Below are 13,527 nucleotides of genomic sequence, written 5' to 3'. Positions count from 1 at the left end.
CGGGCGGGGTGCGGCAGCCCGCCACACCCCGCCGGAATTCATCCGGGTTCAGCCGGCTTTTGCTCGCCGTTTCACGCCCAGCAGCGGGGCCAGATAGTAGCCGGTATGGCTGCGCTCGGCCTTGGCAACTTCTTCAGGCGTGCCGGTAGCAACCAGCTCGCCACCGCCATCGCCGCCTTCGGGGCCAAGATCGATCAGCCAGTCGGCCGTCTTGATGACCTCGAGATTATGCTCGATGACGACGACGGTATTACCTTGCTCCACAAGGGCATGCAGCACTTCCAGCAGCTTGCGCACATCCTCGAAATGCAGGCCCGTGGTCGGCTCGTCGAGGATATAGAGCGTGCGTCCGGTTGCCCGGCGCGACAGTTCCTTGGAGAGCTTGACGCGCTGCGCCTCGCCGCCGGAAAGCGTGGTTGCCTGCTGGCCGACCTTGACATAACCGAGGCCGACGCTCTCCAGCGTCTCCAGCTTGTCGCGGATTGATGGCACGGCCTTGAAGAACTCGGCGCCTTCGGAAACCGTCATGTCCAGCACCTCGGCAATCGACTTGCCGCGATAATGGATTTCCAGCGTTTCACGGTTATAGCGATGGCCGCCGCAGGCATCGCAGGTCACGAACACGTCGGGCAGGAAGTGCATCTCGATCTTGATGACACCATCGCCCTGGCAGGTCTCGCAGCGGCCGCCCTTGACGTTGAAGGAGAAGCGGCCGGGCCCGTAACCGCGGGCCTTGGCTTCCGGCAGGCCGGCAAACCAGTCGCGGATCGGCGTGAAGGCGCCGGTATAGGTCGCGGGGTTGGAGCGCGGCGTGCGGCCGATGGGCGACTGGTCGATGTCGACAATCTTGTCGAGGAACTCCAGCCCCTCCAGCCGGTCATGGTCGGCCGGTGGCTCGCGCGTGCCCATCAGGGCGCGGGCAGCACCCTTGTAGAGCGTCTCCAGCGTCAGGGTGGATTTGCCGCCGCCGGAAACGCCGGTGATGCAGGTGAAGGTCCCGAGCGGAATTTCCGCCGAGACGTTCTTGAGGTTGTTGCCACGCGCACCGACAATCTTGACCGACTTGCCATTGCCGGGCCGGCGTACCTTCGGCACCTCGATCCGGCGCGAACCAGAGAGGTATTGGCCGGTGAGGCTGGCCGGGTCGTGCATCACCTCTTCCGGCGTACCGCGCGAGACCACGGTGCCGCCATGGACGCCCGCGCCCGGGCCCATATCGACCACATAATCGGCGGTGCGGATGGCATCCTCGTCATGCTCGACGACGATGACGGTATTGCCGAGATCGCGCAGGCGCTTCAGCGTTTCCAGCAGGCGGTCATTGTCGCGCTGATGCAGGCCGATGGACGGTTCGTCCAGCACATAGAGCACGCCGGTAAGGCCGGAGCCGATCTGGGAGGCGAGGCGAATGCGCTGGCTCTCGCCACCGGAAAGTGTGCCCGACATGCGGGCAAGGCCGAGATAACCGAGGCCGACCGAGCGCAGGAAACCCAGACGGTCTCGGATTTCCTTGAGAATGCGCGCGGCGATTTCGCGGTTCTTCGGGCTGAGGTCTCCCTCGATGACGTCAAACCATTCGCCGGCATGCTGGATGGAAAGGTTGGAGATGTCGGCAATCGTCTTCATGCCAACCTTGACCGCCAGCGCTTCCGGCTTCAGGCGCGCGCCGCCGCAGGCTTCGCAGGGTTTTGAGGAGAGGTACTTGCCCAGTTCCTCGCGCACCCAGGCGCTGTCGGTTTCCTTGTAGCGGCGGTCCATGTTGGTCAGCACGCCCTCGAAGGGCTTGCGCGTCTCATAGGTGCGCAGGCCGTCCTCGAACCTGAGCGGCACAGCTTCCTTGCCGGAGCCGTAGAGGATGACCTCGCGGGCGTTCTCCGGCAGATGGTTCCAGGTCACGTCGAGGCTGAAGCCGAAATGACGGGCGAGGCTTTCCAGCGACTGGTGGTGATACTGGCTCTGCGAATTCGCCCACGGCGCCACCGCACCGCCGCGCAGGGTCTTGTCACGGTCCGGCACGATCAGATCCGGATCGAAATAAGGCTTGTGGCCAAGGCCGTCGCAGGCCGGGCAGGCGCCATGCGGATTGTTGAAGGAGAAGAGGCGGGGCTCGATCTCCTCGATGGTAAAGCCGCTCACCGGGCAGGCGAACTTGGCGGAGAAGATCGTGCGCTCACCGCCATCGGCGTTCTCGGCAATGGCAATGCCGTCCGCGAGGCCAAGCGCGGTCTCCAGGGAGTCCGCGAGACGGTTGCCAAGGCCTTCGCGCACCACGAGGCGGTCTACCACCACCTCGATGTCGTGCTTCTTCTTCTTGTCGAGCGCCGGCGCCTCGTCGATCTCGTGCAGTTCGCCGTCGATCTTCACGCGCTGGAAGCCGCGCTTGCGCAGTTCCGCCAGTTCCTTGCGGTACTCGCCCTTGCGGCCACGCACCACCGGGGCCAGCAGATAAAGCCGCGTGCCGTCCGCCATCGCCATGATGCGGTCAACCATCTGGGTCACGGTCTGGCTTTCGATCGGCAGGCCGGTGGCGGGCGAATAGGGAATGCCGACGCGCGCCCACAAGAGGCGCATGTAGTCATAGATTTCGGTGACGGTGCCCACCGTCGAGCGCGGGTTGCGCGAGGTGGTTTTCTGCTCGATGGAAATCGCCGGCGACAGGCCTTCGATGGAATCGACATCCGGCTTCTGCATCAGTTCCAGGAACTGGCGCGCATAGGCCGAGAGGCTTTCCACATAACGCCGCTGACCTTCGGCATAGATGGTGTCGAAGGCGAGGGAGGATTTGCCGGATCCGGAAAGCCCGGTGATGACCACCAGCTTGTCGCGCGGCAGATCGAGATCGACGTTCTTGAGATTGTGCTCGCGCGCACCGCGCACCGAAAGGGTCTTGAGCGTCACGGGTCGGCTGCTCCGGATCGGCAGATGAACGGCTTCAGGGGTAAGGGCCCGCCTTATGTGGCGGTGCGGCATCTTATATGGGATGCCACCCGCCGGGAACGAGTCCTCATTTCCAGCGCACCTTCAATGTTCTTCAAATGTTCGTCAAGAGGTCCGGCTCACAGAACCTGCCGTCATAGCCGCTCCGGGGCTGTCAATGCGTCTAATCGGCTTGCCGAAAAGCTGTTGTCAGCCTAGGGTTTGGCATCTTCAGTGATTAATTTTCTATAAAGGCGAAAGCTATGGCGGGCAGCGTCAACAAGGTCATTCTCGTCGGTAACCTCGGCCGTGATCCCGAGGTCCGCTCGATGCAGAGCGGGGGACGGGTTTGCAACCTAGCGATCGCCACTTCGGAGAGCTGGAAAGACCGTAATTCCGGGGAGCGCAAGGAGCGCACGGAATGGCACCGTGTGGTGATCTTCAACGAGGCGCTGGTCGGTGTTGCCGAGCGTTTCCTCAAGAAGGGCGCCAAGGTCTATATCGAAGGCCAGCTCGAAACCCGCAAATGGACTGACCAGAGCGGCAGCGAGAAGTACACGACCGAAGTCGTGCTGCGCCCGTTCCGTGGCGAGCTGACGATGCTCGATGGCCGCGGTGAAGGCGGCGGTGGCGGCAGCTTCGGCGGCGGCGACGATTACGGCGACAGCGGCTCCAGCTTCGGTGGCGGCGGTGGCGGTTTCGGCGGCGGCTCGCAGGGCGGCGGATATGGCGGCGGCTCCCAGGGTGGGGGCGGTTTCAGCGGCGGTGGTGGCGGCGGTCGTTCCACGCCGCCGGCGGCCGATCTCGACGACGATATTCCGTTCTGATCCGTGAAGCGGGCCATATCCTTGACCCTTCTTTTGCATCAGCTTTCTTCCGCCCAGGCCGTTCGCGCCCCAAATTGACGCCCTCGACCCGGGTTTCGGCTGAGGGGCGTGCCATTCCGGTACGCCCCGGCCTTCCCGAGTGCCAACCAGATGTCCGACCAGACCGCCGACGTCCTTGAAGCGTCGCCAAGTCCCCGCAATTTCCGCGTCGTTGCCCTGATCATCGCCAGCGCCCTGTTTCTGGAACAGCTGGACGCCACGATCCTCTCCACCGCGCTGCCGACCATCGCGCGCGATATGGGGGAGGCGGCCGCCGATATGAGCATCGCGCTCACGGCCTATCTGCTCAGTCTCGCCATCTTCGTGCCGGCCAGCAGCTACATGGCGGATCGCTGGGGCGCAAAGAACATCTTCCGCGCCGCTATCATCGTCTTTACCGCCGGGTCCATCCTTTCCGCCCAGGCGACCAGCCTCGATTTCCTCGTCGTCTCGCGCTTCCTGCAGGGGATGGGCGGTGCTATGATGATACCGGTTTCAAAATTGCTGCTTTTCCGCTCGGTCCAGCGGCACGAGATGGTAGCCGCCATGTCCTGGCTGCTGCTGCCGGCGCTGATGGGGCCGATCCTCGGGCCGCCGCTTGGTGGCTTCATCCTCGCCGTGGCGTCCTGGCGCTGGATTTTCTACATCAACATCCCGGTTGGTATTCTCGGCGTCGTGCTGGTCACGCTCTTTATCGACGATATCCGCGAGCCCCGGCCCGGCCGCTTTGACTTCTACGGCTTCGCGCTGGTGGCCGCCGGCCTCAGCAGCCTGATGTTCTCGCTGGAGATGCTCGGCACATCGCCCAATACCGGCATGGCGCTGCTGCTGGGCGCCGGGGGAATTGCCGCGGCGGTAATCTATGTCTGGCATGCAAGGCGCCACCCTGAGCCGGTGCTTGATCTCGATCTGCTCAAGTACCCGACCTTCCGGCTTGCCACCATCGCCGGCTCGCTCACCCGCATTACCCAGGGCGCGCAACCTTTCCTGCTGGCGCTGATGCTGCAGGTCGGCCTCGGCTTCTCCGCCGTGCATAGCGGCCTTGTGGTGATGGCGACGGCCATCGGCTCCATCTCCATGCGCCTGATGGCGCCGCGCCTGCTGCGCTGGTTCGGCTTCCGCCGCATCATGGTGGTCAATGGCTTCTTTGCCGCCGGGGGATATGCGGTCTGTGCCGCCTTCCGTCCGGAATGGCCGCATGGCGCCCTTTTTGGCGTGCTGCTGGCGAGCGGTTTCTTCATGTCGCTGCAGTTCGCCGCCTACAACACCATCGTTTTCGACGAGGTGCCGCCACGCAAGCTGGGCAGTGCCATGGGCTTTCACTCTACCTTCCAGCAGCTGATGCTGTCGGCTGGCGTGTGCACTGGCGCCGGCGCTCTCCACGCCTCCATGTGGGCGCAGGGGCATGGGGTGCCGGCCATGACGGACTTCTCTGCCGCCTTTATCGTGGTAACCACCATCTCGCTGGCGGCCACCTGGTGGCACCTGAAATTCAGCGCTGATGCGGGCGCCACGATGAGCGGGCACCGTCCGCGCGGCGAGGCGGAAACGGCGGAAGAAGCGCTCTAGTGAGCGGCGCCATTGGCGGATCAGGGACTGGCGGACTATAACGCCGCCAGTCCCTGATTTTTGCCCACGACAGGTTACCCGCGCGATGCCCGCCGTCGAGATTGCCGCTTTCTATAAATTCGCCCGGCTGCCGGACTTTGCCGGGCTGCGCGAACCGGCTGAAGCGCTGTGCCACAAGCTTGGGGCGCGCGGCACGCTGCTGCTGGCGGAAGAGGGGCTCAACGGCACCCTGGCGGCGCCGGCCGGAAATATCGGGCCGCTGCTGGCCGGGCTGGAGCAGCTCACCGGCGTTGGCACCATCGAGCGTAAATACTCCCATGCCGAAGAGATGCCGTTCCTGCGCCTCAAGGTTCGCCTCAAGGCCGAGATCGTGACCATCGGCGACCGCAGCGTCGACCCCACGGCGCGTGTCGGCACCTATGTCGAGCCGGAAGACTGGAATGCGCTGATCAGCGATCCGGACGTGATCGTCATCGATACGCGCAATGATTTTGAAGTCGAGCTCGGCAGCTTCAAGGACGCCATCAACCCGGCGACGACCTCCTTCAGCGAATTTCCGGATTATGTGCGGCGGGAACTGGACCCGGCAAGGCACCGCAAGGTCGCCATGTTCTGCACCGGCGGCATTCGCTGCGAGAAGGCCAGCTCCTTCATGCTCGGCGCCGGCTTCGACGAGGTTTACCACCTCAAGGGCGGGATCCTGAATTATCTGGAGAAGGTTCCGGAGCAGGAAAGCCTGTGGCAGGGCGGCTGCTTCGTTTTTGACGAGCGGGTCAGCATCGGCCACGGGCTGGTGGCCGAATATACCGAGCTGTGCGCCGGCTGCCGCCGCCCGATCACCGGCGAAATTCGCAGCGCGCCGGATTTTGAGGAAGGCGTGTGCTGCCCGCGCTGCGCGGACACGCTGACCGAGCGGCAGAAGGCATCGGCGCGTGAACGCTGGCGGCAAACGCAGCTTGCCGAGAAGCGCGGCGGCCGCCATCTGGGGCCACGCGGCGAATAGGCCGGAAGAAACAGGAAGGCCGGCATTGAAGCCGGCCTTGTTATTTCAGATTTCCTTTTCGACCCGGCCCGCTACCGAGCCGAGAATGCGGTCGATACGCTGCTTGAGCGTCGGACGCTCATCGCCGACTTCGATGGTGCAGCTCTGGCCGGCCGCGATCACCACATCCGCCGGCACGTTATCGATGGCAAGGCGCACCGGAATGCGCTGTGCCAGACGCACCCAGGTGAAGGTGGGGTTGATGCTGGCGAGGCCGGCATCGCCGGTGGTGCCGTTATCGTCGGTAATGCCGCGCGCAATACTGTCGACATGCGCGGTGAGGGGCTTCGACACGCCCATCAGCTTGACCGTCGCCGGCATGCCGGTCTCGATCAGTGGCAGCTTGGTTTCCTCGAAATAACCGACGATCCAGAAGCTGTCACTGTCCACCAGCGACACAATGTTGGCACCGGCTGACGCATAGTCGCCCGCCCTTAGTTTGAGGTTGGTGACATAGCCATTCACCGGCGAGCGAACAGTCGTATAGGAGAGGTTGAGCTTGGCGAGATCGAGCGCGGCCTGCGCCTCCGCCACGGCGGAGCCGGCCATTGCCGCCTGGGCGGCATAGACCTGCTTGTCCTCGCTGGAAGCAGCGAGATCGCTCAACTTCTCGCGCCGGCGCGACTGGGCGGTCTTGATGGCGAAATCATGCTGCGCCGTCTCCAGCGAAGCCTGCGCCGAAGCGACCGCCAGGTCGTAGCGGGCCGGATCGATGGTGAACAGCACATCGCCCTTGTGAACGAACTGGTTATCCAGCACGTCCAGGGTCTGGACGGGGCCAGCGACCTGCGGGGCGATGCGCACCACTTCCGCCCGCACACGGCCATCGCGCGTCCAGGGGTCATAGCGATAGCTCTGCCACAAGGCGGCGCCAAAAAGCAGGGCGGCAGCCACCACGATCAGCGTGAGGGCCATACGAAGCAAGGTTGAGAGAGCTGCCATTTCAGATCAGGGCCGCCAGCCGGTCGCTGTTGAAGTAAAAGAGTGAGAGAAAAAGCCCAAAAAGACCAAGCTCAAAAAGCGGCTTGTTCCAGATGAGCCTGTCCAGCCTTGTCAGCGCCAGCAGCGGTCTCACGACGAATACCGCAACAATCGCCAGCACTATGTAACGCAGGATCGGGGCAAGAAAGACTCCGCCGACAATCACGTCATCGATCATTTCAGTCTCCATAAGGCGCCGCGGCGGATGCCGCGAGGCCCCGGCAAGCCGGACGGGCAGGTGCAACCTTCTTCAGGCGGGTGCCGGGCCGGTCCGGCAGGGTCATTTGTTATCAATCCTGTTCAGTCGTTCGGATGCCAGGCGCAGCGTGTCGAGCGAGACCAGCCCCTGCCAGAGCTGGCGCTGCTCGGCGCCCGGTGTTTCGGCGAGCGCCGCCACGATTGTGTGCATGGCGGGTTCGATGGCGCCGGCCAGCTCCGCCTGCTGGCCTTCCGGCGTCAGCGTCGGGCTGCGCACGGCGATGTTGAGCCGCTCGAGCGCTTCATCGATGGCAAGGCGCACTGCGGGTGAAAGCTCAAGCTCGCGCAGGCGCCCGGCCTCGACGCCGGCAGCAACAGCACTCATGGCCCCCAGGAGAAGCGGCACCGGCGCCCCAAGCTGCAGGGCACGGGCAAGACGGTCAAAGCTGCGGGTGCCGAAACTGGATATTTCTGCAAAGGTGCCGATGCGCAGCTGCCGCAGGGCGTCGGCGCGCACCGCCGCCATCTGTTCATGCGCCATGCGCGGCAGGTTCTTGGGCAGGACGACGAGGAAGGCGACAGCCGAAAAAACCACGCCGGCGGCGGTCGACCCGATGTCCTGAAAGGTGGAGACGGCATCGAAGGTAAATGTGTTGGCCGGCACCAGCATCGAGAGGAACAGCATGCCGGTGGCACCGGCGCCGCCCGGGTTGGGCCCGCCTGCGGCCCCGAGGGAAGACCAGGCTAACGCCGGCGCCAGCGTCAGTGCCAACAACGGAAAGCCGTTGATCGCCGGAAAGATCGCGGCCTTGTAAAGCACCGCCAACGCACCGCCGACCGCAAGTGCCTTGAGGAAACCGAGGGCGGCCAGATGCGGCCGGTCTGTGGTGGCAAACAGGCTGCAGATCACGGCGGTGATCGTCAGCATGCCGGCGCCGGAATTCCACGCCGATCCGATCCAGAAGGCGGAAGCGACGCCAACCGCAATAAAGGTACGCAGGGCGTTGGTTGCCGCCTGCCGCCAGTCGAGATGCACCTTCAGCGCCTGGCGCCGCTGAGATATCTCCACGCTGCGGCCGGTCGCCATCGCCTCAAGCCCCAGCAAGGCGGCTTCGAGGTGAACCAGCGTCAGGCGGCAGCGCTGGCACAGCATGGCAAGCTGCACGGCCGCATGGTTCTTGACGTTCGTGTTCTCCACAACATCGTCGAGCGCGCGCATCAGCGCCGATATCTGCGGCCGCAGCAGCGTGCGGGAGGTTTCGGGCGACGGGGAGGCCGGCAGGGTGCCCAGGAAGGTACGCACCTCCAGAAGCGCGCGGCAGCCGGAGACCATGCTGTCAATCTGCCATTCCCGCGAAAGCGCGGCGAGGCGCAGGCCCTGGCTTGCGACCTTGAGGGCGAAGATGCCGTTGATGGTGGCACGCAGCATGGCTTCCAGCCGGCGGAAGCGCCCGTCCTCGCTGCGGGCGGTATCCACCATGGCGCGGATGGTGCCGAGTTCGCCCACCAGCCTTGCCGGCGGTTCGCCCTCGCGGCCATGCAGCAGCTCGCTCAGCGCACGCACCGCCGCCATCAGGGCGCCGGTCAGCCGCTGCTCAACCGCGCCGCGGGCCGAACCCGGCAGAAACAGGATGGAGGCAACAGCCATTGAGGCAACCCCAAGACTGATTTCCGACGCGCGATAGACGGCAAGGGTAAAGACCTGCGACGGCGCAGCGGCGGCGGCCAGGGTGATGATGGCGCAGGTATAACCCGCCAGCACGGCGCCATAGGCGCGAAAGCCCCTGAGCAGCGTGGAAAAGCCGGTACACAGCGCCAGCCAGCAGGCAAGGCTGAACAGCAGCAGTTCCGGCATCTGGTCAAAGGCGCCGATCAACACCACCGCCATGCTGGCACCCACCACGGTACCGGCGAAACGAAAGAGGCCTTTTTCGAAAACCTGACCGGGCAGGGGGCTCGCGACGATGAAGACCGTCATGATCGCCCAGTGCGGCTGGTTGAAATCGAGCAGGAAGGCGATGTAGAGCGCACCGAGGCCGGCCGAGAGTGTCGCCAGCACAAACCGCAGGCTGAGCGTCTTCGGGGCGAACAGCCAGGCGAAGGGCAGGGTTTCGATCCGCTGGATGGCAGCGCCGATGCGGGTTCCGATCCCGGGTTTGTCCAAGGCCTCTAAAGTGGCGTCGCTCATCATGTGCTCAGCTAGATCAGCCAGACGGAACGGCAAGTACCTAACCGGGTGCTCGCAGCCCTTCATGGCGGGCGGCGATACTACACTTAACGCACCGCGGGATAATCCACCTTAAACACCATACATAATGTACATATCCGGGATATTACCTCTTACTCGGCCGCCCCGAGCTGTTCGGCCTGGGCAAACCAGCGTCCAACACGCTCGACAAGGAAATCGAGAAAGGCCCGGGTCTTGAGATCGAGCGTCGCCCGGCGCGGGAACAGGGCATAAAGGTCGAGATCTTCCTGCCGGCGCCAGCCGGGCAAAATCATGCGCAGATCGCCGTCGGCGACGCGCTTGCGCACCAGCCCGCGAGAAAGCAGGGCGATGCCGCCGCCGCTCACGGCATAGCGCACGGCAAAAATCTGGTCATTCACCGTCAGTGCGGGCTGGAACCTGAGTTCGGTCGAGCCGTCCGGACCGGTGATGTTCCAGGTGACATGGTCGCTGTCCGGCTGCACGGCGATGAGTTCATGGTCCAGCAGATCGCGCGGGTGCGTCGGTGTGCCAACCCGGTCGAGATAGGCCGGGGAGGCCACGAAATTGTAGCTGCTGCCGCCAAGGTGGCGGACCATATAGCTCGATTCCGGCAGCGGCCCGTGGCGCACGGCGATGTCGAAACCGCCTTCCACCAGATCGCGCATGGAGTTGTCGAGCGTGATGGAGAGCCGCACGGATGGGTAGCGGAGGCGGAACTGGGCAAGCGCACTGTCCAGCACCAGCGTGGCGAAGGAGTAGGGGGCAAGAATGCGCAGCCGCCCCTCCGGCTCGCGCGTCAGCGCCTTGACCGAGGCCTCGGCCTGTTCGATGGCCTCGACCGCATCGACGCAGCGTTCGTAATAGGCCCGGCCGGCTTCGGTTACGGTAACGCGCCGGGTCGTGCGGTGCAGAAGCTGCACCCCCAGCCGTTCTTCAAGGCTCTTGATCTTGCGGCTGACGGAAGTCAGCGGCAGGCCGAGCTGGTTGGCAGCCCCGGTAAAGCTGCCGCGCTCGACCACCCGCAGGAAAACCTGGATTTCATCAAGTGCCGACATGGTGGGGCAGCTCCTTCTGCGGGAAGTCACAGCCCTTACATATCATGGCAGGCGCCTCAGGGCAGGGTTGCAAGACGTGCCGTCAGACGTTCGTAGAAAAGATCGCTGTCGAGATCGCGCAGGAAGGTCACGTTATGGGGTCGATCGGTGACATGCCACCAGTCGGCAACAGTCATGCCGTAGGTGAGCGGGCTGGAGATTTCCATCGTCACATTGATCTTGCGATGGACGAAAATTTCCGGCCACAGCAGCCAGGCGATCACGCAGGGATCGTGCAGCGGCGCGCCGTCCCAGCCATATTTCTTGAGGTCGAAGCGCTCGGAAAAGCCGAGCATGGCCGCCACCGCATTACCGGCCTTGTTCCCCAGCGCACGGATGCGCTCCAGCCGGATGTCGTTGCAGAGCGCGCGGTGCGTCACATCCAGCGGCGCCATCGTGACGGGCACGCCGGAGCGCAGCACTACATCGGCGGCTTCGGCATCGACATAGGTATTGAATTCCGCTGCCGGCGTGATGTTGCCGACCTCGAAATAGGCACCGCCCATCATCACGATCTCGCGGATCTTCGGGGCGATTTCCGGCGCCTTGATGAGGGCCATGGCTACATTGGTGAGTGGCCCCAGCGTGCAGAGCGTGATCTCGCCCGGCTCGCTCGCCCGGATGGTGTCGACCAGATAATCAACACCGTGCTGCGCCTGCAGCGGGATCGTCGGCTCCGGCAATTCCGGACCATCAAGGCCGGTCTTGCCGTGCACATGCTCGGCGGTGATCAGGTGGCGGCGCATCGGGCGCTCACAGCCGGCATAAACGGGGATATCCGGCCGACCGGCAAGTTCCACGATCTTGCGGCCATTCACGCTGGTATGGGCAAGCGGCACATTGCCGGCCACCGTGACCACGGACAGCACTTCCAGTTCCGCCGGGCTAGCCAGCGCCAGCAGAATGGCAACCGCATCGTCCTGACCCGGATCGGTATCGATGATGATCTTGCGGGGCATGGAACAGTTCTCCGAAGGATGCGGCAACAGGACGGGCCGCGAGGGGCGGGAAGTTGGCGACAGCTTCCACATCTGGCGGGTTTTGTAAAGAATACCAGCCGCTTGGCCGGCTCCCGCTCAGCGGCGGCGCCGGTTAACCAGCACGACCCCAGCCAGGATGGCGATTGCGGCCGGCACTATCATCGGCACCGGCGCTTCACCGAGAGCAAAGGTTGCGATTGCCGCCCCCGCCAGTGCACCGACGGTGCCGATCTGGCTCAGATAAACCGGCCCCGCCAGTTTCTGCAGAATGAAATAGAGCGCATAGGTCGCCGAGAAGACAAAGACCTGCGCCGGCAGGAAATAAACCGCGCCCTCCGTCGCGGGCAGAAGGTCGCCGCTGGCGAAGGAAAACGGCGCCAGCAGCAGTGCGCCGCCCAGCAGCATGCCGGGCGCCAGCGACAGCGGCGTTGCGCCCTCCGGCCAGTGCAGGGTGCGATAGATATTCCCGCCGGCGATAAACAGCGGGCTCGCCAGCGTCAGGGCGATCCAGAACAGCGGAGCGCTCGGCTCCCCGGCTTTGGAGAGCGCAAGCAGCAGGGCGCCGCCAAGACCGGCAACCACGCCGATAGCCCGCGTCAGCCGGAACCGCTCCAGCCCGAGGGGCAGGGCGAGCAGATAGGTCAGCAGTGGCGGAAAGGCGAGCGACAGCGCGACAAAGGCGGCGCCCACATGCCGCACGGCGCTGAAGCCGATGGCATTGGGCGCAGCGATGCTGAGAAAACCGCAGATCAGATAGTAGGCGAGATGGCGGGCACTGAAACCCGGGCGCTGGCCCGTTGCCATCGCGGCCAGCAGCAGAACAAGGCCGGCCAGCGCCGTGGACCAGAACAGCAGCGGCAAGGGCTGCCAGCCGGCGCCGACCGCCAGTTTCACCAGATTGGCGGTAAGACCGAGCAGCAGCCCGACGGCCAGCAGGCAGAAAAGTGCCGCAGGCCCGCCTTGCTGGCTGACAAGTGGCTGCCCGGTGGCAGACGATGCTGTGGGGGACGAGGCAGTGGCGGACATTGTGAAACCTCCCGCAAAAACGGCAGCAGTTGGCTTGCTGCCTGATCGGCGATAAAATCTCTCCATTAAGTATCTTAACGTCAAGATAACTGGATCACAGATGACCAGACCAGAGGAACCCGGCAGCGGGCAGGCGGTGGATCGGGCGGAATTTGCCTGGCGCCAATGGCAGCGGGAAAAGCCGGAGCTCAACTCCTTTCCCATGGCGGTGCTGGGCCGGCTGAACGAGGCGTCCCAGGTGATTTCACAGGGGCGGCTGGTGCCACTTTTTGCCAGATATGGTCTGCAGCGCGGCGAATTTGACGTGCTGGCAACGCTGCGCCGCTCCGGCGCGCCTTACCGGCTGACCCCGACGGCGCTCTATGAGGCGGCCATGATCTCCTCAGGCGGCATGACCAGCCGGCTTGACCGGATGGAAAAGGCCGGGCTGGTGCGGCGGGAGCCGCATCCGGATGATCGGCGGGCCTTTCTGGTGGCACTGACGGAGAAGGGGCATGCCTTGCTGGATGAGGTGCTGCCGGCCCATGTGGAGAATGAGCGCACCATCCTGGCGGCACTCAGCCCCGACGAGCAGGAACAGCTTTACCGCCTGATGGGAAAGTTGCTGGGCGGCCTTGCCTGAGGCGCCAATCCGATTGCTGGGCTG

General features: G+C 64.4%; 11 protein-coding genes. 4 read left to right on the top strand and 7 right to left on the bottom strand.

What is annotated here, in order from left to right; genetic code table 11:
• Positions 1–48 precede the first annotated feature (48 nt).
• Complete coding sequence (gene uvrA, locus QTL98_RS11170; RefSeq protein WP_510637477.1) at positions 49–2,898, bottom strand: excinuclease ABC subunit UvrA; 2,850 nt, start codon at positions 2,896–2,898, stop codon at positions 49–51.
• A 281-nt stretch (positions 2,899–3,179) separates the two neighbouring features.
• On the opposite strand from uvrA, the gene ssb reads away from it, so the two are divergent.
• The 3 genes from ssb to trhO all read left to right on the top strand — a co-directional run bounded on the left by ssb (position 3,180) and on the right by trhO (position 6,354).
• On the top strand, positions 3,180–3,743 hold the full coding sequence (ssb, locus tag QTL98_RS11165) for a single-stranded DNA-binding protein (RefSeq protein WP_445678566.1): 564 nt from the start codon (positions 3,180–3,182) through the stop codon (positions 3,741–3,743).
• Positions 3,744–3,893: 150 nt separating this feature from the next.
• Positions 3,894–5,351, top strand: coding sequence for an MFS transporter (locus QTL98_RS11160; protein ID WP_445678565.1), 1,458 nt, complete (start codon positions 3,894–3,896; stop codon positions 5,349–5,351).
• Positions 5,352–5,436: 85 nt separating this feature from the next.
• Positions 5,437–6,354: an oxygen-dependent tRNA uridine(34) hydroxylase TrhO gene (gene trhO, locus QTL98_RS11155; protein ID WP_445678564.1), complete on the top strand. Its 918-nt coding sequence runs from the start codon at positions 5,437–5,439 to the stop codon at positions 6,352–6,354.
• A gap of 45 nt (positions 6,355–6,399) precedes the next feature.
• On the opposite strand, the gene QTL98_RS11150 is transcribed toward trhO, so the two are convergent.
• From QTL98_RS11150 to QTL98_RS11125, 6 genes are all read right to left on the bottom strand, one after another.
• On the bottom strand, positions 6,400–7,335 hold the full coding sequence (locus QTL98_RS11150) for an efflux RND transporter periplasmic adaptor subunit (protein ID WP_445678563.1): 936 nt from the start codon (positions 7,333–7,335) through the stop codon (positions 6,400–6,402).
• 1 nt (position 7,336) lies between these two features.
• Positions 7,337–7,552 carry a DUF1656 domain-containing protein gene (locus tag QTL98_RS11145; RefSeq protein WP_445678562.1) on the bottom strand — a complete coding sequence of 72 codons (216 nt, stop codon included), beginning with the start codon at positions 7,550–7,552 and terminating at the stop codon, positions 7,337–7,339.
• Between the two features lie 102 nt (positions 7,553–7,654).
• Positions 7,655–9,736 carry an FUSC family protein gene (locus QTL98_RS11140; RefSeq protein ID WP_445678561.1) on the bottom strand — a complete coding sequence of 694 codons (2,082 nt, stop codon included), beginning with the start codon at positions 9,734–9,736 and terminating at the stop codon, positions 7,655–7,657.
• A 176-nt stretch (positions 9,737–9,912) separates the two neighbouring features.
• Positions 9,913–10,836 (bottom strand): LysR family transcriptional regulator, encoded by a 924-nt coding sequence (locus QTL98_RS11135; RefSeq protein WP_445678560.1) that lies wholly within the window; start codon positions 10,834–10,836, stop codon positions 9,913–9,915.
• Between the two features lie 56 nt (positions 10,837–10,892).
• Complete coding sequence (locus QTL98_RS11130; protein WP_445678559.1) at positions 10,893–11,834, bottom strand: nucleoside hydrolase; 942 nt, start codon at positions 11,832–11,834, stop codon at positions 10,893–10,895.
• Positions 11,835–11,951: 117 nt separating this feature from the next.
• Positions 11,952–12,881, bottom strand: coding sequence for an EamA family transporter (locus QTL98_RS11125; RefSeq protein ID WP_445678558.1), 930 nt, complete (start codon positions 12,879–12,881; stop codon positions 11,952–11,954).
• 136 nt (positions 12,882–13,017) lie between these two features.
• Here QTL98_RS11125 and QTL98_RS11120 point away from each other — a divergent pair, with 136 nt between their 5' ends.
• The gene (locus QTL98_RS11120) at positions 13,018–13,503 is read left to right on the top strand and encodes a MarR family winged helix-turn-helix transcriptional regulator (protein ID WP_510637565.1); all 486 of its coding nucleotides are present in this window, start codon (positions 13,018–13,020) and stop codon (positions 13,501–13,503) included.
• Positions 13,504–13,527 lie beyond the last annotated feature (24 nt).

It is taken from the genome of Radicibacter daui (assembly GCA_030657355.1).
Classification (GTDB): Bacteria; Pseudomonadota; Alphaproteobacteria; order Radicibacterales; family Radicibacteraceae; genus Radicibacter; species Radicibacter daui.
The sequence above is the reverse complement of the archived record's forward strand: the minus strand, read 5'-3'. Positions and strand labels throughout refer to the sequence as shown.